This is a genomic window from Paracoccus methylovorus (genome assembly GCF_016919705.1).
GTDB classification, from domain to species: Bacteria; Pseudomonadota; Alphaproteobacteria; order Rhodobacterales; family Rhodobacteraceae; genus Paracoccus; species Paracoccus methylovorus.
Window position 1 is genome coordinate 1,898,623 of the sequence record NZ_CP070368.1, and the last position, 23,818, is coordinate 1,922,440.

The following is a 23,818-nucleotide window of genomic DNA, read 5'->3' on the forward strand; positions in this document are numbered from 1 at the left end:
GCGTTTACATGTCTTCCGTGTGGAAATATCCACGGGGGTGCGGGGGCAGTCAGCCCCCGCGTCACAAGGACGCAACGGGATTGGCATGGACGAGCTGACCGAACCCCTGACGCAAGGCAACCGTCGCGCACTGTCCCGCGCGATCACGCTGATCGAAAGCACCCGCCCCGACCACCGCGCCCGTGCCGTGGCCCTGCTGGCCGAGCTGCCCCGGCATCAGGCCCTGCGCATCGGCCTGTCAGGCACGCCCGGCGTCGGTAAATCCACCTTTATCGAGGCTTTCGGCAAGCTGCTGACCGCGCAGGGGCTCAAGGTCGCCGTCCTTGCGGTCGATCCCAGTTCGGCGCGCTCAGGCGGATCGATCCTCGGCGACAAGACCCGGATGGATACCCTGTCCCGCGATCCCAACGCCTTCATCCGCCCCTCGCCCTCGCGCGCCGAGCTGGGCGGCGTCGCACGACGCACCCGCGAAACGGTGCGGCTGTGCGAAGCGGCCGGCTTCGATGTGGTCCTGATCGAGACGGTGGGTGTCGGCCAATCCGAAACGCTGGTCGCCGATATGTCGGACCTGTTCATCCTGCTGCTCGCCCCGGCGGGCGGGGATGAGCTTCAGGGCGTCAAGCGCGGTATCATGGAAATCGCCGACATCATCTTGGTCAACAAGGCCGATGGCGAATTGCGCCAGACCGCCATGCGTACCGTTGCCGATTACGCCGGGGCGCTGCGGCTGTTGCGCAAGCGCCCCTATGATCCCGAGGGGTTTCCCAAGGCCCTGCCCGTCTCGGCCTATACTGGCGAGGGGCTGGAGAAAGCTTGGACCAACATGACCTGGCTGGCCGACTGGCGGCGGCAACACAGCCATTTCGACAGCCGCCGCGCCGAACAGGCCCGGCACTGGTTCCTGTCCGAACTGCGCGCCGGTCTGTTGGCGCAACTCGACCGACCCGAGGTGCGCACCCGGCTGACCGAGATCGGCGATATGGTGGCGCAGGGCAAAAGCGACCCCGATTCGGCGGCGGCGCAAGTGCTCGACTGGCTGGGTGGGGGCCAGGCCCAATCGCCCCCGAAATCGTTGCAAGGCACATGACTGCGGCAAGTTACAAAAACGAACGGGATTTCCGCGAAGCCCTTCCCGCGCTGCTCGGGGCTGTCCCGAAGGATGGGGCTCAGTTCGGGGCGGCATGGATCGACACACCGCTTGGCGGCATGGTCGCACTGGTCGACGCCACGCAACTGCACCTGCTGGAATTCGCCGATCGTTTCCGGCTCGAAACAGGACTGCGGCAAGCAGCCCGCCGCGCGCCAGGGCGGATCGGATTTGGCCGCACCGCTGTTACAGACCGGGTCGAGGCGCAGCTTTCCGCCTATTTTACAGGTGGTTGTTCCAAATTCGATCTGCCGCTCGCACTTAACGGAACGCCTTTCCAGCGTCAGGTTTGGCAAGAGTTGCAGCAGATCCCCTCTGGCCACACCCTCAGCTATGGGGAACTCGCACGGCGCATCGGCCACCCCCAGGCGGTTCGGGCGGCGGCACGGGCCAATGGCGCGAACCGCATCGCCGTGGTGATTCCCTGCCATCGGGTCCGGGGTGCGGATGGCGCGCTGACCGGTTATGGTGGTGGGCTGTGGCGCAAACAGGCGCTGCTGGACCACGAGCCCCGGCATTTTCCGGCATGATGGAACATGGCGGAACCGGGAAAACCGGCAAAAAGGCTTGACGCGCCGCCCGTCCCGCTTTATCCCGCGCAAACAGATTTCCGGGCGCTGCCACGCGGCGCCCTTACATATTGCGGGCAAACGCCCGCGCAGGATCGAATCGAAGGAACAAGATCATGTCGCGCGTTTGCGAACTGACCGGCAAGGGCCCGATGAGCGGCAACAACGTCTCCCACGCCAACAACAAGACCCGCCGCCGGTTTCTACCGAACCTGAACGACGTGTCGCTGCTGTCGGAAAAGCTGGGCCGCAGCTATCAGCTGCGCATCTCGGCCGCCGCGCTGCGCTCGGTCGATCACCGTGGCGGGCTGGATGCCTTTCTGGTGAAAGCCAAGGACGCGGAACTGTCCGACCGCGCGCTGAAGATCAAGCGCGAACTGGCAAAAGCCTGATTTCCTCTTCCCATCGGGCCTGTCGATTCCAAGCCCGGTGATATGTGATGCGCCCTGCCGTCAGCGGCGGGGCCTTTTTCGTTCTGACGCGCCATAGCCGGACCGCCCGTCCAGGCGCCTCGTATTGCGCCCACCCGTCAGGGAATCTGTTCAACGCCCGGCTTCTGTCCAACCGTGCGCAAAGCGCCACAGCGCGCACCCTGATCACGTCCAAATAACTGCGACTAGCTGGCAACTTGGGTAAAACTCATGATTGCGGCATATCCAGGTTATCTGATACCGGTTCGCGCAGTTCTGGTTATAGCGGAATATTGCATCTCGTGCGGTACTGCTTGAACGCATTTTTACGTTCTCTCATCTAGCGTCTGCTCTGGAAGAGCAATGGTACCAGAATCAACTATGGGCGCGAAATTATATGGGAGGAGCGCGAGTTCAGAAAGGCAGCCCCATGAAACAAAAGGCAAGACTTTCTGAAACGCCACACTCTTATCAACATCTGGCAATAATCACAAAAGTCTGCCACTGGCGCGGAAAATTCTCAAACAATATCAATGATATGCTGAGCAGACCGACAGTTCGTCCTGCCCTATTTCTCAGATAGCGTTGCCTCACCGTGCCCATGAAAAAGCCGGCGCGTGGCCGGCTGCTTTGTCAGATCATGGGTTTACGCGACGTCGGCGCGTCGAAAGATCATTGTGCTACGTAATCCCAACGGAAGTGGCAGCGCGCCATTGGATATCTGATGGTTGAACTCGTCGTCAGCGGATCGACCCGACCGTTCGACCAGCTCGTTCAGGGAGACATGTGCTGCCTGAAATTCCTCAAGCGATTTTCTGCAGCTGTACTTACCGCCTCTGATGCTGACACTTTTACGCTTCGTAGGGGCCGCAAGAAAGCCAGCCTGCCGCAGGCGATAAACTGTTGGCCTGCTGATCTTTAGAAGCCGAGCAACGCTCCATGAGGATGCAACGGGCTCTTGGGGTCGGCGGTAGATACCGTTCAGGGAGCCTGGATGAACCCGAAATGCTCGGAAATCGTCTGCGTAAGCACCTTCGAAATATAGCGGAATGCGACGGTCAAGGATGATCTCCGCAAGTGATGCGATAGTCACGCCACGCCGACGCGCGGCAGTGGAGATATCAATGAGGTCTTTGGTGGCTTCGGCTGGCTTCGCAAAAGCCCTGAACCGTTCAAGAAACTCGTCCAGATCCTCCGGCCGGTAGATGGTTGACCTTTTTCCATATTCCGATTGCTTTGGGATGAGCCCGTGGCTTGCCAGTCGCGCAAGCACCACCGTTTCAACGCCAAGCAACTCCGCGGCTTCCTTCGCGCTCAGACGCATGCCGACCTCGGCGACGATGTCGTTGAGCAGAGCTGTCGAGATATAGCGCGTCAGCGTGTAATACCTGTTCTGAGCATCCGCCTTGGCCATCCCCATAGTGGCGAGTTTCTGACCAAGCCTGTTGTGAGGAATGCCGAACACCTGCTTTGCCGTCGAGAAGGAGTGAACCTGCTGCTCCGGACAAGGCTTGCCGAGAACAATTGACCCCGTCGTGACGGGAAAGTGTTCGAAAATAAACTCCCGAACAATGTCGCGCACAACGTCAAAGTCCGGGTCATCATCACGAGAGCGCAACCAGTCGAAGAATACGCCGTAGTGTGACCGGTAGAGTTTTTCTCCCACCGGATGGGAGTCCTGGATTTCTTTGAGCTTTTGGCGCAATGCCTCCGGACCTCCGCGAAGGATGCTCAAGCCAGCGGTGCCGGCCGCTGCCCATTGCGCATCCGTAAGTTCCGCTCGCTTTACTCTTGGTCCCAAAGTCAGAAGCGCGCCAAGCATCTCGCAAGTCTGCACTGCAATATGAAACGGCAAGCAGTCCAGCCAGCTTTGTCCGGGTCCGTTCTGGATTCGATCGGTCAAATACCGCTCCAGCTCCAGATCCTGGGACACAGCCAAATCACCGGCTGTTGGTTTAAAGCCGTCGAGCATGGGGATGTGATCAAAGCAATCATTGCCGTTTTTTGGCTTGGGAACGGCAACGAGGTGGCACCCATGTTTCACACAGGTGCGGATCGCTGCAAGTTGCCAGATCCCATGATGGATGATTTCTGTCGTGTTGCGCACCTCGCTGCTACACATCGGGCAAATCCGAAGCGTTGTCCGGATAAATCCGGTGAACTTTATGCGTTCGTTCCCGAGCCGAAACCAACCCGGCTCAATCAGGGAAGGTGTTGCCGCTTGCAGCGGGACGGGATCGATATCGCCCAGAACTGCCAACCTCTGGATTTCGACCGGATCGCCGTTCACAAGCGAGAAGTAGTCGATCCCAACGTCCGAGCAGAAGGTGATCATCCGGGGCACGCCGTTCCGCCGAGCCCGCCGCGAGGCGAAGGATGTCGCGGATTCTCCCACAATCGCGGGGACCGTCAATGGTAGCGGTTTTGTCGCCGTGAACATCAGCGTTTCTCCCGTGAAAAGACCTGCCGCGCATCGACCCGGTAAAAATCGGGAATGATGAAGGGGTTGTGCGCCATGGCGCGTGCGCTTTCCACATAGCCGGCGCGTGCCATGGCGCACTTGCCGTGAGGCCAACCGCCGGCAAATGCGTGGATGGTGATCAGCGCTGTTTGCGGGCTGTGCTATTGGCGAGGCGGTAGCTTTCGCCGTCCATCTCGAGGATGCCGACATGGTGGAACAGTCGGCCGAGCAGCGCGCCGGAGTGTTTGTCTGGCTGGGCGATCCTCTGTTGGGGCCAACCTCGGCTCTATGGGCCGTTCTATGCATGGAGTAGCGCAAAGGTGCGCTCGGCGCTATTGTAACTCTAATCGGGGTGGGGCAAGTTCTCTTCCGCCTTCGCCGCTCCCACAGCAAAAGCCGGTGCAGCAATTGCTGCCAGATGTTCCTCTGCTCACAGATAACAGGTCCTCTCGTTTTGCGCGTGGAAGGCTGGTTACTCAAGATTGTCACATAGGAAAATCACCTCGCTTTGGCCGGCTGGCAGCGGACACAACGACTAACAGAGCTTGGGTGCCTTGCTGAAACACTTGTGATCCTGCGCCACCGACTGTGGGAGTAGACCCAGGAGCACTTGTCAAAAAACTTTAACCGACTTGTAGCCGATCTGACATCTCTACGTGGAACACGCTCCTTCGAAAAAGGAGCGCGCATGTCGCAACAATCCATCGACCTCCGAGGCATACGCAAAAGCTTCGGAGCCACGCAGGTTCTGACGGATATCGACCTTTCGGTGAAGGAGGGTGAGTTCCTCTCTCTGGTCGGAATGTCCGGCTGCGGGAAATCGACGCTGCTGCGCGTCATTGCCGGTCTTGAAGCGCCCGACCATGGCTTGGTCTTCATTGGCGCCGAGGATGTGACCTCACGCGATCCGTCCGACCGAAACCTTGCGATGGTGTTCCAGTCCTACGCGCTCTATCCGCATATGAGCGTCCGTCAGAACATTGCGACGCCCTTGCGGATGCGGCTTCTGACATTGCCCGCCCGGCTGCCGCTGTTGGGCCGGCTGCTGGCGCCGAAGGCGGTGATGGCCCAGATCGACGCGGCCGTCGCAAAGGCTGCCGAGACGCTTCAGATCACCCATCTTCTGGACCGCAAACCGGGGCAGCTGTCGGGCGGGCAGCGGCAACGGGTCGCGCTGGCGCGGGCGCTGGTCCGCCAGCCGGCGGCATTTCTGATGGACGAGCCGCTGTCGAACCTCGACGCGAAGCTGCGGGCGCATATGCGGGATGAGCTGGCGGCCCTGCATCGCCGCCTTGGGGCGACCTTCGTCTATGTCACCCACGACCAGACCGAGGCCATGACGATGTCGGACCGCATCGCGCTGATGATCGACGGAAGGATCGAGCAGCTAGGCACTCCCGACGATCTTTACCAGCGACCGGCGACCCTGGCGGTGGCGCGGTTCATCGGCTCGCCCGGCATCAACCTGCTGCCGGCCGAGGCAGATGCCGAGGGCCGCGTTAACATCGCGGGACAGGCGACGGGCATCCGAGCGCGGCCGGGCCCCCTGACCGTCGGCATCCGCCCCGAGGACCTGCAGGCCGGGGACGAGGGACTGGCCGCCGAGGTCCTCCGCGTCGAGACGCACGGCCCCGACCGTTTCCTGACCTGTGCGCTGCAGTTTGATCACGCAACCCTCGTGTTGCGACAGGGCGCCAGCGCCCGGCCGGCGCGGGGCGACATGCTGCGGCTGAGCATCCCGCCCGAGCGGGCGCATCTGTTCGCGGCGGACGGGCAGCGGCTGTCCGCATGGGCTGCCGGCCAGGTGGCCGCATGACCGACGCCGTCCTGCCCGCCGCCGCACCCGCCCACCGTGCCATCGCCCTGCCGCGGGGTCTGTTCTTTGTCGCGCCCGCGGTGCTTCTGATGCTGGCGATCTATATCCTGCCGGTCCTCGTGCTGACCGGATTTTCCATCACCGATTACCGGCTTGGCGCACTGGAGTGGCGGTTCGTGGGTCTCGGTAATTTCCGGGCCGCCTTTCAGGACCCGGTGTTTACCCGCGCGCTGGCGAACACCGCCCTTTATGCCGTCTTGGTGATCCCCGCCGGAGTCTTCCTCGCCTTGGGCATCGCGCTGCTGGTGCATGGGCGCCGGCGGTCCCGCGCGCTGTGGGAGACGGCATATTTCCTGCCCGTCACCGCGACGCTGGTCGCGATGGCCACGGTCTGGCAGTTCCTGCTGCACCCGACCCTGGGGCCCGTCAACGCGGCGATCACCTGGGCGGGTTTCGATCCGGTGTCTTTCCTCGGCAATCCGGCGCTGCTGATCCCGACGCTGGCGCTGATCGGCATCTGGCAAGTGCTTGGCTTCAACATGGTGCTGTTCCTCGCGGGGCTGACCGCTATCCCGAACGACCTGATCGACGCTGCGCGCATGGACGGGGCCCGCAGCCCCATCGACCGATTTCTGACAGTCACCTGGCCGATGCTGGGCCCGACGACGATGTTCGTGATCGTCACAACATCGATCTCGGCCTTCAAAGTTTTCGAGACCGTGGCCGTGTTGACCAAGGGCCGCTCGGGGTCTGAAACGCTGCTCTATGCGCTTTATCTTGAGGGGTTTGAGTATTCGAACACGGGCTACGCTGCCGCGCTGACGCTGATCTTTCTGGCAATCGTGCTGGTCCTGTCGATCGGCCAGACCATGCGCATGGACCGGAAGGTGCATTACTGATGCGGCGGTTTTTTCCCCACCTGGTCTTGGGACTTGGCGCGGCGCTGATGCTGCTGCCCTTCTACTGGATGATCCTGACTTCGATCCGCGCGCCGGCCGAAATCTTTGATGTCTCTCTCTGGCCAATCCCGCGCGAGTTCAGCGCAGTGCAGAACTACAGTCAGGCCGCCAGCACGGTGCCAATGGCGCGGTTCATGCTGAATGGCTTGATCGTCTGCGGTGGCATTTTGATCGTGCAGGTCCTGACGGCGGTGCCGGCTGCCTATGCCCTGGCCAAGCTGCGCTTTCCTGGCCGGCGTCTTCTGATGGCGCTGGTCATCGGCGCGCTGTGCATCCCGATGCAGGCCCTAGCGCTGCCACTGTTCGTCGGCCTCGCCCGCACCAATCTTCTGAACACCTACTTCGCGCAGATGATGCCGTTCTTCCTGTCGGTCTTTGCGATCTTCCTGTTCCGCCAATCGTTCCGTTCCTACCCCGACGAGATCATCGAGGCTGCCCGCATGGACGGCTTTTCCGAGATGGAGATCTGCTGGTGCCTTGTGCTGCGTGGCTCGCTGCCCTCGTTGGCGGCCTTCTCGGTCTTCTCGGTCGTGGCGCATTGGAACGACCTCTACTGGCCGCTGATCGTCGTCTCGGACATGGCGATCGCCCCGCCGCCCCTGGGAATGCTGTTCTTCTCGGATGTCGAATCCGGCGCGAATTACGGCGCCTTGATGGCGGGCGCGGCCATGATCACCGCCCCGATGATCGTCTGCTTCCTGCTGGCTAGGCGCAGCTTCATCGCGGGCATCACCATGACCGGGGTCAAATAGGGCCCCCGACCCGGAGAGCAAAGATGACTTTATCCCGCCGTTTCACCCTGGGCGCCGCCGTCTGCGCGCTGGCGCTGCCAAGCCTCGCCCAGGCCCAGCAGGTCACGCTGGACGTGCTTTACAACCTGCCCGGCTTCACGCGCTTCCACCAGCCGCTGGCCGATGCGTTCATGGAAAACAACCCTGACGTGACCATCAACTTCCTGGCCCCCGCCGTCGGCTATAACGAGGGCCAGCAGCAGATCCTGCGCTCGGCCGTGACCGGCAACCTGCCGGATGTCTACTTCTCGGGTTACAACCTGACGGCGGAGCTGGTCGAGGCGCTGGCCCCGCGCGATCAGATCGTCGATCTGGCCCCCTTCATCGAGGCCGAGGGCGGGCAGACCTTCCTCGACGAGAACTTCGCACCCAGTATGCTGGCGCTTGGCGTGGTGGACGGCAAGCAATACGGGCTGCCGGTCAACGCCTCTTCGCCCATCATGTATGTGAACGCCGATCTGGTGCGCGCCGCGGGCGGCGATCCCGAAAACATGCCGACCACCTTCCCCGAGCTGATCGAGTTGGCCAAGACCATCCACGAGGCCGATCCCCGCGTCGCCGGCATGTCCTATGACATTGCGGGCTGGCCCGATGACTGGCTGTGGCAGGCGATGGTCTACCAGCAGGGCGGCAAGCTGATCGACACCGAGACGAATCAGGTCGCCTTTGACAACGAGATCGGCCTGAACGGGCTGACGATGATCCGCCAGATGGCGGCCGAGGCCGGCGCGCCGACCTTTGACTGGGATCAGGCCCGCCAGCAGTTCGGCGCCGGCATGACGGGCTTCCTGTTCTCGACCCCCGCCCATGTCCAGACCATCGAGGGTCTGGTCGGCGACCGCTTCGAGCTGATCACGACCACCTTCCCGCTGGACGATCCCGAAAACGGCGGCGTGCCGACCGGCGGCAACTCGGCCGTGATGCTGACGCAGGACGAGGCCAAGCAGCAGGCGGCGTGGGACTACATCAAATGGGTGACCGGCCCCGAGGCGCAGGACATCATCGTGCGCATCACCGGCTATCTGCCCACCAACAAACGCGCCACGGGCGAGGATTACCTCGCGCCCTATTACGCCGAGCATCCGAATGTCGCGACAGCCGCGCGCCAGGCCGACCGCTCGCTGCCCTGGGCTGGCTATCCGGGCGGCGACTCGGTCCGCGTCTGGCGCACGCAGCGAGACATCATCGGCACCGTCATGCGCGGCGAGGTCTCGCCCGAGGACGGGCTGGCCCAGATGGTCGAGCAGACGAATGCGCTGATGCAGTAAGGCGCGTTCGCGCCGTCACGGATGCGGGGCGCGCTGCCCCGCATCTTTTCTTTCGCAGGGACCACCATGAAGATCATCCAGCTGACTGACACGCATCTGATGCCGCCGGGCATCCCCGCCAATGGCGTCGATCCCGAGGCGCGGCTGCGCGCGGCGATGGCCGACATCCTGGGGCGGCACGCCGACGCGGACCTTCTGGTGATCACCGGAGATCTCTGCAATCACGGCGATGCCGAAGCCTATGCGCTTCTGCGCGAGATCCTTGCGCCTGCGCCCTTTCCGGTGCGGCTTCTGCTGGGCAATCACGACCGCCGCCCCGAATTCGTCGCCGCCTTCCCCGATCACCCGCGCGACGCGAACGGTTACATCCAGTCCGTCCTTGATACCGATTCCGGCCGGCTCCTGTTCCTGGACACGCACGAGGCCGGGGTGATCGGCGGCATCTACGGCGCCGATCGCCTTGCCTGGCTGGACGCGGCGCTGGCCGAAGCGGGTCCGGCGCCCGTGACGGTCTTCGTCCACCATCCCCCCGTCGCGGACGGCATCCGCCATTTCCGCGACATCAGCCTGCATGACGACGGCGCCCTTCTGGCGCGCCTTGTCGCCCATTCGGCTGGGGTGCGCCACATCGTCTTCGGCCATATCCACATGCCCCTGTCGGGCACCAGCCCCGAGGGAATCCCCTACAGTTCCGGCCAGTCCTGCACGCATCGCTTCATCACCGACCTCACCCTGCCAGACCCTTGGTGGACCGACGGCAACCCCACCTATCGCATCCTGTTGATCGACGAACTCGGCTTCCGGGCGTTCACGGTCGAGGTCGGACAAGTCCCGACAGTCCGCGCTCCTATCTGCGAGGGACCGTGAGACATGGTCAACGGGGATAGAATCAGGCGCCTGTGGGCGATCACGATCTACGCGTCGGGGTTAAGCTGTCGATTGCCGTGGTGGCCTTCACGCCGGTGTCGCTACGGGCGGTCGTAGTCTGGACGCGGCAAGCGAGAACATTCGGCAGTTGCTCCAGACAAGCGGTGGTTTCAGGTCTTTAATCTAACGATCGCAGCATGCGGTCGCATGTGATATTCGCAGCTGGCATGACCTTGATGCTCCGTGCCGAGGTAACCGGACATGGCCCGATGGTCCACGCTGCGACCTGCACCAATGTCTGGTCTGGGAAAGCCGCACCGCGGCGTTGCTGCTCTCCCGACCGACCGCAAAGGGCCGAGGACGCGGGTCGGAGCCTGCCGCGCCTCCGTGCCGTCGCCGTGAGCGGTTGATCGACGTGGGGAGCCAAAGCTGACGTTTATCAATCAATCGTATTAGCGCATAGCTCGACCGTTCGAGACATGCGCTCCATTGGCAAGGCGCCGCCCTGTAAGCCGGCGCCTCAATCCGTTCGCGCCTATGAACCCACGGCATCCTCTTCCACGGGAATGTAAAGATCGCCTCCGTCGCGATACCGTTTCGCCATCTCGACCATCCCCGCCTGCGCCCGCGCCTCTTCTCGGATGTCGTGGCTGATCTTCATGGAGCAGAACTTCGGCCCACACATCGAACAGAAATGCGCGACTTTGTGCGCCTCCTTCGGCAGGGTCTGGTCATGGAAAGACCGTGCGGTATCCGGGTCCAGCGAAAGGTTGAACTGGTCCTCCCACCGGAACTCAAAGCGGGCCCGTGACAACGCGTCGTCGCGGATCTTCGCCGCGGGATGCCCTTTGGCAAGGTCGGCGGCGTGCGCCGCGATTTTGTAGGTGATGACCCCGGTTTTCACGTCGTCACGGTCCGGCAGACCCAGATGTTCCTTTGGGGTCACGTAGCAAAGCATCGCGGTGCCGAACCAGCCGATCATAGCGGCCCCAATGCCGGAGGTGATGTGATCGTAACCCGGCGCGATGTCGGTTGTCAGCGGCCCAAGCGTATAGAAAGGCGCTTCGCCGCACACCTCCAGTTGCTTGTCCATGTTCTCCTTGATCTTATGCATGGGCACGTGGCCCGGGCCTTCGATCATGACTTGGCAATCGTGCTTCCAGGCGATCTGGGTCAACTCGCCCAGCGTCTCCAGCTCCGCGAATTGCGCCGCATCGTTGGCATCGGCGATGCAGCCTGGCCGCAGCCCGTCCCCGAGGCTGAACGTTACGTCATACGCCCGCGCAATCTCGCAGATTTCCTCGAAGTGCTCGTAAAGAAAGCTCTCGCGGTGATGGTGCAGGCACCATTTGGCCATGATTGAGCCGCCACGACTGACGATCCCCGTCACGCGGTTCACCGTCAGCGGAATGTGCCGGAGCAGCACCCCCGCATGGATGGTGAAGTAGTCCACTCCTTGCTCGGACTGCTCGATCAGCGTGTCGCGAAAGATTTCCCATGTCAGGTCCTCAACCACGCCGCTGACCTTTTCAAGAGCCTGATAGATCGGCACGGTTCCGATCGGAACTGGCGCGTTGCGGACGATCCATTCGCGAATATTGTGGATGTTACGGCCCGTCGAGAGGTCCATCACGGTGTCGGCCCCCCAGCGGATGGCCCAGACCATCTTCTCCACCTCTTCCGCCATCGAGGAGGTGACGGCCGAGTTGCCGATGTTGGCGTTGATCTTTACGAGAAAGTTCCGGCCGATGATCATCGGCTCCAGTTCCGAGTGGTTAATGTTGGCAGGAATGACCGCACGGCCGCGGGCCACTTCGTCACGGACGAACTCCGGGGTCACGTAATCGGGCACCGAGGCACCATACATCTCGCCGTCACGGGCCATCTTCTCTCGGATAGCCTTGCGGCCGAGGTTCTCGCGGATCGCGACAAACTCCATCTCCGGCGTCACGATACCCGCCCGGGCGTAGGCGATCTGTGTGACGGCCTTGCCCTCCTTCGCACGCATCGGTCGATGCGGCGCCGGGAACACGGGAGTCAGCCCATCTGGTGAAACGAACCCGTTATCCGCAGGTTGAACCGGGCGGCCTTCATAGGCCTCGGTATCCCTGCGCGACGCAACCCAGCCTTCCCGAAGACGTGACAAGCCGCGCTCGATGGCAATCTCCGCCCCCGGATCAGTGTAAGGGCCGGAGCAGTCGTAGACGGTCACCGGCGGCTCGGCTGCACTCGGATGCAATGCGATCTCGCGCATTGGCACCCGCATGTCGGGATAAAGAACACCCGGCCTGAACGCCTTGGTCGAAGCGGGCAGCGGTCCAGTGGTAACGGTGAGGGTGGGGTGGGATGTCATGTCAGGCTCCTGGCTTTGTAAAGCATCGGAGACCCAGCACGAACTGGAAGGGGGAATGAGTGCTGCCAACGCGTGACCGAAGCCGGCCACCAGAGCACCCGCACCGTCCCTACGCCAGTGTGAACTGGATCAGGTTCATAGGGTCCCTGCGCTGCCTCGCGGCCTAGCAGTATCTCAGCTCCTTGTCGGAACACCCCTGGTGGAGACGCGAAATTGCCGGCTGCGCGGATCAATGTCAACGGCCGACCAAAAGGTTGCGGCGCTTGCAGACGCAGCCCCGGCCTGCCAATGGCTAACCTTGTGTGCGCCACATCGCGACTGCAAGCCTTCACGACCGAATTGATCAGGGCAGTGTAACGCAACGCTGAATGTCCGGATTGTCCCGTAATAGCAGCCTGTAATTCGTCAATCTCGCTGCACCGAGCGCGAATGTCCGGTCTGGGGATGCCGCAAGGCAGCGCCCGACAGGGGCCGTCTGGCAGCTAAGGGCCGGGCGTGCCATGTCGCTCTGCCAGGATGGTCACACGGCCTGCCGCACCGCCGCATGACCGCATCGAGCCCGTAGCGGACAGTCATCGACCAGTCGCTGGACTTCGCCCTGACACTGCGGTCAAGCGACCTGAGCGCGTATCCAGCTCAGCAGCAGGTCGGTCGCGGGGGTCATGCGGCGATCCTCGGGGATGGTCAGCCAGTAGCCGCCCAACGTGACTGAAGCAGGAAAGGGCCTTACAAGCCGTCCTGCAGCCTGGTCGCGTTCGAACATCGGCAGCGGCAAGAGCGCGATGCCCAGACCTTCGGCCGCGATATCCGCCATTGCCACCGAACTGTCGAGCACCGGGCCGGTCAGCGGCGGACAGGTCTCGCCAGCTTCTGCAAACCACTTCGGCCACTCATCGGCGCGATAGCTGCGCAGCAGGGTGTGTCGCCGCAGGTCTGATGGCGAGCGCAGATCCAGATGCGGGGCGCAGAGCGGCCCCATTGGAGCATCAAGGATGTGATGCGCCTCGAGCCCCGGCCAGCGACCGGAGCCGAAACGGATCGCGGCATCCAATCCCTCCCGCACAATCTCGACACGGTTGTTGTTGGTGGACAAACGCAAGGTGATTTCAGGATGGTCGCGGCGCAAATTTTTGAGTCGGGGGATCAGCCAGCCAGTCGCAAAAGTTGTCACTACGCCGAGGCTCAGCACCTCGGCCCGTTGCCCGCCCGTCACACGGTCCAGCATGCGGGCAATATCGTTCAGACCGCGCTCCATCACCGGAAACAGCTCTTTTCCGGCATCGGTCATCACCAGCCCGTTCGGCGTGCGGCGAAACAACGTGGCGCCTAAAGTATCTTCCAGCCGCGCGATCTGGTGACTGACGGCAGCCTGCGTCACGCGCAACTCTATCGCGGCGCGTGTAAAGCTGCCCTGACGGGCGGCGACCTCAAAGGTGCGAAGGGCGTTTAAGGGGATGTCGGGACGGTCAGGCATGAGTTGATCTTATGTGCAGTCCAATGCTTTGTCGTCTCCCTTATGCGAAAAGATCTGAATATCCGGGATGCAGATCATTTCGGAGCTGACATGAAACATGTTCCCACCTGCCTCGTTCTCCTGACGACAACCTTCTCTGCGCCTGCGCCTGCGCTTGCACAGGACAGTCAGCAGCACTTCGAAGACATCGCGAGTGCGGCATTTGAAAGCGCGATCAGGGAATACGATATTCCTGGTCTGATCGTGGGCGTGACCCGCGACGGCAAGCACAGCTTCTATCAGACCGGGCTGGCATCGAGAGAAGATCAGCGGCCTGTAACGCCCGACACCCTTTTCGAACTCGGTTCCATCAGCAAAATCTTCAATGTGACCTTGGCCGCCATCGTCGAAGGGCGCGGCAGGCTGTCACTCGATTCCCCGCTCGCGACCTATCTGCCAACCCTGAAGGGGACCTCGGCCGGAGGGCTGCGTCTAATGGATCTTGCGACACATCATTCCGGCGGATTGCCTGTGCAGGTGCCGGATGAGGTGGAGAATGTCGATCAACTGATCGACTGGCTCGCGGGCTGGCAACCACCGGAGCCGGGCGCGCGCAGCTACTCCAATATCAGCATTGGCCTCTTGGGGCATATTACCGCAGACGCGATGGGTATGAGCTATGCTGATGCCCTGCAAACGGAGATCTTTCCCGCGCTCGGGCTGTCCAACACATGGATCGATGTTCCGGCCAGTGCGGCGGGAGACTATGCCTTCGGTTATGACCGCAAGACGAACGCACCGATCCGCGTCACAGCCGGTGTGCTTGATGACGAGGCCTATGGTGTGAAATCGTCAGCGCGCGACATGCTGAAGCTGCTCGATGTCGCGCTTGGGAATGGCGAAGCCAGTGCAGAAATCCGCGAGGCAGTGTCCCGCACGCAGCAGGGGCAGTTCCAAACCCGGCTGTTCACCCAAGCCATGATCTGGGAGGCTTATCCCTGGCCAGCCGACGCAGAACATCTGGTCGAAGGGAACGGCTATGGCTTCATCTTCAACCCGCAGCAGATGACTGGAGTTAAAGGGCTGGCCCCCGAGGATGTCATCCTGAACAAGACCGGCGCCACAAACGGCTTTGGTGGTTACATCGTCATGCTGCCTGCTGAGGATCTGGGCGTCGTGGTTCTTGCGAACCGCAACTATCCCAATGAGGCCCGGGTGCGCGCGACCTACGATCTGATCACGCACATTCTGGCCGATTGAGACAATGGCTGGAGCGACTTCGGCGCGGCAGAAAGGGCTCGCCGAAGGTCTGCTTCGTCCGCAGTGCGGACCTCAGACACTAAAGAAATCGAGCACCCGCAGCGAATGGCCGGTCTGGAGAAGCTGCAACGCGGCGCTCGGCGTCGGGATGAAGGTCCGCTTTGGGCCGAACTGTCCGGCGACTCGAGGGATTGCTTGCTGCCGTAGCGACCAGCCCTATCCTGCGAAGCTGCAATGAACTCTGCTCGATCTGCTTTCGCATTCGAGAGCCTCTGATTGCTTCTTCCCATGCCGCTGACTCGAAAATCAAAGCTGGGAGGATAGTAGACTGCTGTCTCAGGTAATTGCTGTAGTGCAGGGTGCCGACTGCAACCCTTCCAAACTACGTCAGCCTTGCTGCCGCAAAGGAAGAATTGTGGCCACTTGAGGAAGACTTCAGTGGCAATCAACATCAACATTATGAAATTTCACCAAGTCTTGCTTTGTTCTCCTGAGAATCTTGAACGAATCCAGTAGCTTTGGCCAGTACGTTTTTTGCCGAATGCCTTTTGTTTCACTTTAAGTGCATCGCACGCGTCTGGCTGGCTTACCTTTCAGACCATTTTCAGTTGGGCGTTCACAGCGCCCTCACTGCGTTGTCATCCGTGTGGGATCGCCTCAAGTCCACCTCATCAGCATCCCGAGGTCCTGGGTATCATTTGCGAACGGTAAGGTCCGTCGCGACATGCGATGGATCGGTATAGTCTCCGGCCGACAACCGGCGGACTGCCGCGAGGAGTTCCTCGATTGCCTGTTCCGCAGCCGCGAGCTTCATACCTACCATCAGCCCCTCCCGTCCAGCCATCGCCAGGAAAATTCCCAACACCTCATCAGAATGCCGCGCCAAGGCGACCAGATGCTCTCCGCTCGGACCGTATCTGCCGGCGAACCAGTTTTTCACCGTCTTTTCGTTAGCACCGGTCCAAGAGGCAACGACCTTTGCCCCCGCCCGAGCGTTTCCGAGGGATCGCTTCAGGGCTGATGCGATTTCATCTGCGAACCAATTGTCCGCCAAATGCTGACCGCCCCCAGCATACCTGCTTTCGCTTGGAAAGAAATTGCCCTTTTTCGGAAACGACATTCCGACCTCCCTCGCTTTACATGGATGAGGGAATCCAACCGAATCTTCGCGCGAATTGGATGAATTTGCTTTGAATAGTAAGGAAAAGGCGCTTGAGCAGTCGATCATCGATCAATTCCGCGAAGAGCGAGGTGCCGCCCGAGATGGATGTGCCCGCGGTCGCCTATGTCCGGATGTCGACCGACCACCAGAAATACTCGACCGAGAACCAGCTCGACGTCATCCGCAAATATGCATCGGATCGTGGGCTCCAGATCCTGCGCGTCTTCGAGGATTCCGGTCGGAGCGGGCTTCGTCTTGACGGTCGCGAGGCGCTGCAAAATCTCATGGCCGAGGTTCAAACGGGTTATGCTGATTTCAAGGCGATCCTCGTCTATGACGTCAGCCGTTGGGGCCGGTTTCAGGATGCCGACGAAGGCGCGTATCACGAGCATGTCTGCTCGCGCGCCGGGATCCGCGTCCATTACTGCGGCGAGCAGTTCGAGAATGACGGCAGCATCGGCTCGAATCTGCTGAAAACCGTCAAACGGGTCATGGCGGGCGAATACAGTCGCGAGCTGTCGGTAAAGGTCTTCGCGGGCCAGTGCCGCCTTGTCGAACTTGGCTTTCGCCAAGGCGGCGCGCCCGGATACGGATTGCGCCGGGTGCTGATCGATGAGCACGGCAATCCCAAGGGCGAGCTGTCGCGCGGTGAGCAGAAGAGCCTTCAGACCGACAGGATCATTCTCGTCCCCGGCCCCGAGCACGAACAGGACGTCGTCCGACGCATGTATCGCATGTTCGTCGAGGACGGCCGATCCGAGCGAGAGATCGCGGATGCCCTGAACACCGACGGACTGCGAACCGATCTCGACCGGCCATGGACGCGGGCGACGGTCCATCAGGTGCTGACCAACGAGAAATACATCGGCAACAACGTCTTCAACAAGATCTCCTTCAAGCTGAAGCAGCGCCGGGTGGTGAATCCGCGCGAGATGTGGATCCGCGCCGAGGGCGCCTATCCGGCCATCGTCGATGAAGCGCTGTTCCTGCGCGCCCGGGAAATCGTCGATGCACGCAGTCGCCACCTCTCCGACCAGGACCTGCTGGACGCACTCCGGGCCCTGCTTGCCAGCAAGGGCTTCCTTTCCGGGCTGGTCATCGACGAGCACGAGGACACGCCGTCATCGAGCGCGTTCCGGTCCCGGTTCGGCAGCTTACTGCGCGCCTATGAAATGGTCGGCTATCAGCCCGACCGGGACTACCGATACATCGAGATCAACCGCAAGCTCCGCGAGGCTCATCCACAGATCGTTGCCGACGTGATTGCTGGAATCGAAAACGCTGGTGGCAGCGCCGTTCAGGATCCCCGGACCGAGCTTCTGACCGTCAACGGCGAATTCACGGTATCGGTCGTGCTGTCGCGATGCTTCGAGACCGCGGCAGGCTCGCTGCGCTGGCGCATCCGCCTCGACACGGGGCTCTTGCCAGACATCACCATCGCCATACGCATGGACGAACTGAACGCGGCGCCACGCGACTATTACGTCCTCCCGAGCATCGACATGACCGCGGATCGGCTGCGGCTCGCCGAGCAAAACGGCCTGTCTCTCGATGCCTATCGCTTCGACACGCTCGATTTCTTCTTCTCAATGGCCGGCAGGGCCAGATTCTCGGAGGTGGCCTGATGCCCGACGACATCCCGACCGATGACCACAAGCATGTGACCCTCATCCCGACCGACAGGATCCGGATCCTCAATCCGCGTGTGCGCAACCGGCGAACATTCGAGGAAATGGTCGAGAGCATCGCGCGCATCGGCCTCAAGCGCCCGATCACCGTGACCCGGCGCGCGGACACGGAGCCAGCAGAATACGACCTCGTCTGCGGCCAGGGGCGGCTCGAAGCCTTCATCGAACTGAAGCAGGACGCCATCCCTGCCATCGTGATCGACGCCGATGAGAGCGATTGCCTCGTCATGAGCCTCGTCGAGAACTGCGCCAGGCGCCAGCATCGCGCGATCGATCTGATGCAGGAAATCGGCACCCTTCGGAAGCGCGGCTACAACGATCGCGAGATCGCCGACAAAATCGGGGTCAGTTCCGAATACGTCAACATGATCGCCGGACTGCTGGAGCGCGGCGAGCAGCGCCTCGTATCAGCAGTCGAAACCGGAATCATGCCATTAAATCTCGCGATCGAAATTTCCAAAACCGATGACGAAGGGGCTCAGCGTGCACTCATGGATGCCTATACCGAGAAGAAGCTGCGTGGGAAAAAGCTGACGGCTGTGCGGCGCCTGCTTGAGCGACGCCAGCGGCAGGGTCGGCGCGTCGATGAAACGCCTTTCGGCCGCAAGGTTAACCGTAGCGAGCGTCCTTTGACCAGCGATGCCCTCGTGCGGGCCTACCGTCAGGAAGCGGACCGCCAAAAGGTGATGATCAAGAAGGCCGAACTGGCCCAGAGCAGGATTCTATTCGTTGCGGAAGCGTTCCGTGCGCTGCGGAGCGACGAGAACTTCCTGACGCTGCTGCGCGCGGAAAATCTCGAAGCTATGCCCACATATCTGGTAGAGCAATCGAGGACGAACCCATGACGCGAAAGGATCGCCACCATATCGACGCTGTCCTCCACAGTTTTGAGGACGCCTGCGCGACACTGCCCGTCAACGCGCTTTTGCCGGTCCGGACGCTTAGGAACGCAACAAAATCCAGCAGGAAATACCAGCAGATCGCCGCCTCGATCCGCGAGGTCGGTCTTGTGGAACCGCCTGTGGTCGCCCGCGACCCATCAAATCCGGGCACCTTCCTTCTGCTGGATGGGCATGTTCGTATAGAAGTGCTGAAGGATCTCGGTATTGAATCGGTTGAGTGCCTGATTTCCACCGATGACGAAGCCTTCACCTATAATAAGCGCATCAGCCGGTTGTCATCGATTCAGGAACACAGGATGATCCGGCGCGCCATCGAACGAGGCGTTCCTGAAGAAAAAATCGCCAGAGCGCTGGACGTCAATCCCCAGACCGTCCGCCGCAAGTTCCGCATGCTGAACGGAATCTGTGACGAGGCGGTTGCCATCCTCAAGGACAAGCCCTGTCCGATGGTGGTGTTCGAAACCCTCAGGAAGATGAAGCCGCTACGTCAGGTCGAAGCTGCCGAACTGCTTGTTAATGCCAATAATTACTCGGTCGCTTATGCCTCTGCGATCCTGGCCGGCACCCCCCAATCCCAGCTGATGGAAGGCGCGAAACCCAAGCGTCTCAAGGGCATTTCGCCCGAGGCAATGGCCCGGATGGAAAACGAGCTGGCGCGCCTTCAGGAGGCGATCTCCTCCATCCAGGAGACTTATGGTCAGGATCACCTGCATCTGACCATCATCAAGGGTTACCTTGCAAAGTTGCTCGGAAACGCACGGGTGGTGCGCTATCTGATGCAAAATCGTCCCGAATTCCTGACTGAATTTCAGGTGATCGCGGACATGACATCCACTCTGCCGCCCGAGGCGGCCGCCTGATCTCCGCACGACGACCAATGGGGACCCGGACCCATATCAAGCGCGGGGACCGCAGGAGACGCCGCACTGTGGGGCGGATCGAGCGCGGTGGTGGGAATGGCGGCGAACCCGCTCGGAGCCCACCAGGCTGGTTCGAATTTTCGCCGGCCGCGTGACTGGCCTGACGTCAGTCATGATATGAGGCGGGCGTGCCGGGAAAGCACTGATGGATCCCGGCACGCCCAAGCGCTTGGCCTGATGCGATTGCAATGCTTCGTTCTTGCATACATACCACCGGTCCAACCAGCTGACAGGGCAAGATGCTTCAGTCCCGGTATGGAGCCATTGCCTTAGCTTCGGTCTGCATCGGCAGATGGTTGCGCGGAATCGGGACCGTACTGACCCATTCGCCCTCGCCACGATCTCGGAATGTATGGACAGCACGCTCAATGATACCTTGGTCGATGACCGGCGCATCCACCACCATATGCAGTCCTACCCCGTAGCTGTACGAACGATCAATTTCAAAGGACTCATAGATATCTGGCGGGGAATCTTTCAGAATCTGCGATGCTGTGCGTTCCTGGTGCTCTCGTACCGTCAGGCCGTCGAGGGAGACATAGCGACGCGGTTCGGGAAAAATAACCCGATGCATTTTCTGACCACGCACCGACGGCACCTGTACGGTTTTCCAACGAAACTCTGCCTCAAACTCGGCCTCGGTCAGCAGAGACTGGGTTTGCTCCCAAGCCAGTTCGCTGACTTGGTCCCAGAATGCCATCTGGCCTGTGATGATCTCAGCATTCCAAATCGTGTGGCCATCCATGCCAAGAAACAGGAAATCGAACCACTGATTATAGATATCCGGTCGTCCGGGCTCATCCAGCAGCTGATGGCTGGTGAACATACCGCCATAGCGCGGCGTATCGCGCACGATCCGCCAACGCAGCTGCACGAAGGCATCGCGCTGCCGGCGGCGGGAAAGCTCGCCAAAGGGAAGCTGGGACCTGCGACCTTTACTGAATCTTGCCATGGTTTTTCAGTCCTGTTGAGGCTGTTGACGCCAGCGCAGCGACGTTGTTGCAGAAGTCAGGCAGCAGTCGGATGTGCCCCTTTCCCCGTTGACGTTATGCCACGCGTTCGATCTCGGCGGTGCCGAGCGCATTGAAACGGTTGATGAGTGCAACGCGGATCTGGACCTCGGCTGTTTGACGGTCCGGGTCGCGTGATGCGATGCGTTCGCCGAAGGCCTTGAGGCATCTCATCTTTGCTTCGATCCGACTTCGGGCGTGATATCCAGACCACCGTTTCCAGGCCGCTCGTCCCAGACGTTGTGTGGCTTTGAGGGTCTCGTTGCGGGCTCGCGCGGCAGGGCAGTCCTCCCGCCATCGTCGCCCATTCCTGCGGATCGGTATGACCGCCGTGCCACCGCGCTCCAGGATTGCGGTGTGGCAGCGTCGTGTATCATAGGCGCCGTCGCCGGTCACGGTGCCGATCTGTTCGGCGGGTTGGATCTGCTCCAGCAGATGGGGCAGAATTGGGCTGTCGCCCTTGTCGCTCGAGGTGAATTCTACGGCGCGGATGTCGCCGGTGGCCGTGTCCATCGCCAGATGAACCTTGCGATATTGGCGTCGGCGCTGTGTGCCATGCTTGCGCGCCAGCCATTCACCGTCACCCAGGAACTTGATCCCGGTGCTATCGACCAGCAGGTTCAGTGGCCCTGGCGCACGGCGGCTCGATATCTGCACCGTGATGCGTTTCTGGCGGCGACTCAGGGTGGAGAAGTCCGGCACCGGCCAGTCGAGACCGGCCATCGATAGGATGCTCGCCACCATCCCAGTCGTTTGTCTCAGCGGCAACCCGAACAGCACTTTCACCATCAAACAGAATTGGATTGCAGCATCGCTGAATACCGGCGGTCGGCCATTACGCCCGGCTTTCGCAGCTCGCCAGACCATATCCTTGTCCAGCCAGATCAACAGGGAGCCTCGTCGCTTCAGCGCTTCGTTATAGCTCTTCCAGTTCGTCGTGTGGTAGCGGGCAGGCTCAGGCTTACTCATGGCTAAAGCCTAGCCGCATGGATTCGTAAACGGAATCCTGCAGGAGCGTGACTTCTGCAACAACGCCGTTTGGCGTCGACGTTGCGTCTTGTTCTGCCGCATCTGAAAGCGGCAGCTTGGTCCCGCGTCGTTACCATATTCGCCGGAGCTTCGCTGCGGCACCAGTCGAGCGGCAGCATCGGGGAATGCGGCCGCGCAGCACAGAGCGAGGCCGACCGGCAGCAAAGGGCCGATTCTGTTGAAAAACCCTGTTGCCGGGCGGCCTTCGAGCTGATTCACTTTTGAAAAGCATGGAGGTAGCGGCAATGATGGGGCCTCGTCAGATCGCTCAAGGTCAGCTTTTCTACGACTTCTCGCTGGAAGCCATGGTGCCAGCTGATCACCTGCTGCGCTCTTTGGACCACTTCGTTGACCTGTCATCGGTTCGGCCATTGCTTGCCCCTTCCTATAGCTCGACCGGCAGGCCTTCCGTCGATCCCGAACTGATGATCCGCATGCTGTTGGTCGGCTATTGCTACGGAATACGTTCCGAGCGGCGGCTGTGCGAAGAGGTGGGACTGAACCTGGCCTATCGCTGGTTCTGCCGCCTCGACCTGACGGATCCGGTTCCGGACCATTCGACCTTTTCGAAGAACCGCCATGGCCGGTTCCGCGATTACGATCTGCTGCGGCAGGTCTTCGAGACCGTTCTGGCTCGTTGCATCGCGGAGGGGCTTGTTGGTGGCCGCCTGTTCGGGGCGGATGCTTCGCGATGCAAGCCGCTACAACAAGATGCAGACCGAGCACTGGTCGGCGAGCGAAAGTGCCAGCCGTGCGGTGCAGGAATATCTCGACACCCTTGATGATGCGGCATTCGGCGGCGCGACAACGGTGCAGCCCAAGACCCTGTCCCCCAGTGATCCTGCCGCCCGCTTCACCGGGGCGAACGGTGATCGCCCCTTTTTTGCCTACAGCACCAACTATCTGGTCGATCTGGAGCATGCGATCATCGTGGATGTCGAGGCGACCGCGCCGGTGCGACAGGCCGAGGTCGGATCCGTGCGCAATATGATCCTGCGCACAGAGGACACGTTCGGCCTTCATCCTGAAACACTGGTCGCCGATACCGCCTATGGGGCGGGCGAGATGCTGGGCTGGCTGGTCGATGAACAGGGCATCGACCCTCACATCCCGGTCTTTGACAAAACCGAGCGCAGCGATGGCGCCTTTCCGGCCACGGCCTTCTCCTTCGATCCAGAGGCCAATGAATATACCTGCCCGGGAGGAAAGAAGCTGAAGAAATACTGGCGCCAGCAGCGAACCGGGGTCTGCAAGGACGGCGCGACCAGATACTATGCCAGCAAGCACGATTGCTCGGCCTGCGTCCTGAAAGCTAAATGCACACCGAATGTCGAGGCCCGCAGGATCGCCCGGCACAAGCATGAGGACGCCCGGGATTATGCGCGGCAACTGGCAAAGACCGATGCCTATGCGGCTTCAGGCTATGCCAGAAAGAAGGTCGAGATGCTCTTCGCTCACCTCAAGCGCATCATGCGGCTCGACCGCTTGCGCCTGCGCGGGCCGAATGGAGCGAAAGACGAATTCCTCCTGGCCGCCACCGTCCAGAACCTGAGGAAGCTGGCGAAACTGCTGCCGATGACGCCAGAGGGCGCCTGAAATGACAATAGCTGACGTGCATCGCGGTTACAGCGTCAAAAAGAAGGCCGACTTTTTCAACAGAATCGGCCGTTGACCGACGATCGCCTCTGGGGTTACACGGCAAAGTTGCATGCAAGCGGGCCGGGCAGGCGAACTCAGCCGCGAAGCTCTTGAC

Annotated in this window: 18 protein-coding genes, 2 pseudogenes and 1 riboswitch; of the genes and pseudogenes, 13 read left to right on the forward strand and 7 right to left on the reverse strand. The window is 61.3% G+C overall.

Going from position 1 to position 23,818, the window contains the following annotated elements; all coding sequences use genetic code 11:
- Positions 1-85 precede the first annotated feature (85 nt).
- The 3 genes from meaB (at position 86) to rpmB (ending at position 2,108) form a co-directional block, all read left to right on the forward strand.
- Complete coding sequence (gene meaB, locus JWJ88_RS09475) at positions 86-1,087, forward strand: methylmalonyl Co-A mutase-associated GTPase MeaB (RefSeq protein WP_205293850.1); 1,002 nt, start codon at positions 86-88, stop codon at positions 1,085-1,087.
- The gene (locus JWJ88_RS09480) at positions 1,084-1,677 is read left to right on the forward strand and encodes a methylated-DNA--[protein]-cysteine S-methyltransferase (RefSeq protein WP_205293851.1); all 594 of its coding nucleotides are present in this window, start codon (positions 1,084-1,086) and stop codon (positions 1,675-1,677) included. The genes meaB and JWJ88_RS09480 overlap by 4 nt, the downstream gene beginning before the upstream one ends.
- Positions 1,678-1,832: 155 nt before the next feature.
- Entirely contained in the window at positions 1,833-2,108 is a 276-nt protein-coding gene (gene rpmB, locus JWJ88_RS09485) for a 50S ribosomal protein L28 (RefSeq protein WP_205293852.1), read from the forward strand.
- Positions 2,109-2,772: 664 nt separating this feature from the next.
- Here rpmB and JWJ88_RS09490 read toward each other — a convergent pair.
- Together JWJ88_RS09490 and JWJ88_RS22265 are read right to left on the reverse strand one after the other, a co-directional pair.
- The gene (locus JWJ88_RS09490; RefSeq protein WP_205293853.1) at positions 2,773-4,566 is read right to left on the reverse strand and encodes a helix-turn-helix domain-containing protein; all 1,794 of its coding nucleotides are present in this window, start codon (positions 4,564-4,566) and stop codon (positions 2,773-2,775) included.
- Positions 4,567-4,726: 160 nt separating this feature from the next.
- A pseudogene (locus JWJ88_RS22265) lies at positions 4,727-4,837 on the reverse strand (ATP-binding protein); the annotation flags it as partial.
- 438 nt (positions 4,838-5,275) lie between these two features.
- Between JWJ88_RS22265 and JWJ88_RS09500 the strand changes: the two are divergent.
- The 5 genes from JWJ88_RS09500 (at position 5,276) to JWJ88_RS09520 (ending at position 10,288) form a co-directional block, all read left to right on the forward strand.
- Positions 5,276-6,403 carry an ABC transporter ATP-binding protein gene (locus JWJ88_RS09500; protein ID WP_035746430.1) on the forward strand — a complete coding sequence of 376 codons (1,128 nt, stop codon included), beginning with the start codon at positions 5,276-5,278 and terminating at the stop codon, positions 6,401-6,403.
- A complete protein-coding gene (locus JWJ88_RS09505; RefSeq protein ID WP_035746485.1) occupies positions 6,400-7,302 on the forward strand; it encodes a carbohydrate ABC transporter permease in 903 nt (300 codons plus the stop codon). The genes JWJ88_RS09500 and JWJ88_RS09505 overlap by 4 nt, the downstream gene beginning before the upstream one ends.
- Positions 7,302-8,114, forward strand: a complete 813-nt coding sequence (locus tag JWJ88_RS09510; protein ID WP_035746429.1) for a carbohydrate ABC transporter permease — start codon at positions 7,302-7,304, stop codon at positions 8,112-8,114. The genes JWJ88_RS09505 and JWJ88_RS09510 overlap by 1 nt, the downstream gene beginning before the upstream one ends.
- 23 nt (positions 8,115-8,137) lie before the next feature.
- On the forward strand, positions 8,138-9,421 hold the full coding sequence (locus tag JWJ88_RS09515) for an ABC transporter substrate-binding protein (protein ID WP_035746428.1): 1,284 nt from the start codon (positions 8,138-8,140) through the stop codon (positions 9,419-9,421).
- A 66-nt stretch (positions 9,422-9,487) separates the two neighbouring features.
- Positions 9,488-10,288, forward strand: coding sequence for a phosphodiesterase (locus JWJ88_RS09520; RefSeq protein WP_035746484.1), 801 nt, complete (start codon positions 9,488-9,490; stop codon positions 10,286-10,288).
- Between the two features lie 535 nt (positions 10,289-10,823).
- Here the strand turns inward: JWJ88_RS09520 and thiC are convergent.
- Positions 10,824-12,641 (reverse strand): phosphomethylpyrimidine synthase ThiC, encoded by a 1,818-nt coding sequence (gene thiC, locus JWJ88_RS09525; RefSeq protein WP_062561262.1) that lies wholly within the window; start codon positions 12,639-12,641, stop codon positions 10,824-10,826.
- Positions 12,642-12,729: 88 nt separating this feature from the next.
- Positions 12,730-12,849: riboswitch (TPP riboswitch) on the reverse strand.
- Positions 12,850-13,251: 402 nt separating this feature from the next.
- Positions 13,252-14,115, reverse strand: coding sequence for a LysR family transcriptional regulator (locus JWJ88_RS09530; protein ID WP_062561263.1), 864 nt, complete (start codon positions 14,113-14,115; stop codon positions 13,252-13,254).
- 90 nt (positions 14,116-14,205) lie between these two features.
- Here JWJ88_RS09530 and ampC point away from each other — a divergent pair, with 90 nt between their 5' ends.
- Complete coding sequence (gene ampC, locus JWJ88_RS09535; RefSeq protein ID WP_205293854.1) at positions 14,206-15,354, forward strand: class C beta-lactamase; 1,149 nt, start codon at positions 14,206-14,208, stop codon at positions 15,352-15,354.
- A gap of 694 nt (positions 15,355-16,048) precedes the next feature.
- Here ampC and JWJ88_RS09540 read toward each other — a convergent pair.
- Positions 16,049-16,474, reverse strand: coding sequence for a hypothetical protein (locus tag JWJ88_RS09540; RefSeq protein ID WP_205293855.1), 426 nt, complete (start codon positions 16,472-16,474; stop codon positions 16,049-16,051).
- 173 nt (positions 16,475-16,647) lie between these two features.
- On the opposite strand from JWJ88_RS09540, the gene JWJ88_RS09545 reads away from it, so the two are divergent.
- The 3 genes from JWJ88_RS09545 to JWJ88_RS09555 are packed head-to-tail and all read left to right on the forward strand — an operon-like array spanning position 16,648 to position 19,966.
- On the forward strand, positions 16,648-18,141 hold the full coding sequence (locus JWJ88_RS09545; RefSeq protein WP_240200225.1) for a recombinase family protein: 1,494 nt from the start codon (positions 16,648-16,650) through the stop codon (positions 18,139-18,141).
- Positions 18,141-19,049, forward strand: a complete 909-nt coding sequence (locus JWJ88_RS09550; RefSeq protein ID WP_205293856.1) for a plasmid partitioning protein RepB C-terminal domain-containing protein — start codon at positions 18,141-18,143, stop codon at positions 19,047-19,049. Before JWJ88_RS09545 ends, JWJ88_RS09550 begins: the two co-directional genes overlap by 1 nt.
- Positions 19,046-19,966, forward strand: a complete 921-nt coding sequence (locus JWJ88_RS09555) for a plasmid partitioning protein RepB C-terminal domain-containing protein (RefSeq protein WP_205293857.1) — start codon at positions 19,046-19,048, stop codon at positions 19,964-19,966. Before JWJ88_RS09550 ends, JWJ88_RS09555 begins: the two co-directional genes overlap by 4 nt.
- Before the next feature lie 304 nt (positions 19,967-20,270).
- Here JWJ88_RS09555 and JWJ88_RS09560 read toward each other — a convergent pair whose 3' ends face one another.
- Together JWJ88_RS09560 and JWJ88_RS09565 are read right to left on the reverse strand one after the other, a co-directional pair.
- Positions 20,271-20,978, reverse strand: a complete 708-nt coding sequence (locus JWJ88_RS09560; RefSeq protein WP_205293858.1) for a hypothetical protein — start codon at positions 20,976-20,978, stop codon at positions 20,271-20,273.
- 94 nt (positions 20,979-21,072) lie between these two features.
- Positions 21,073-22,005, reverse strand: a complete 933-nt coding sequence (locus JWJ88_RS09565) for an IS5 family transposase (RefSeq protein ID WP_205293859.1) — start codon at positions 22,003-22,005, stop codon at positions 21,073-21,075.
- Positions 22,006-22,310: 305 nt separating this feature from the next.
- Here JWJ88_RS09565 and JWJ88_RS09570 point away from each other — a divergent pair.
- Positions 22,311-23,661, forward strand: a pseudogene (locus JWJ88_RS09570) (transposase).
- Positions 23,662-23,818 lie beyond the last annotated feature (157 nt).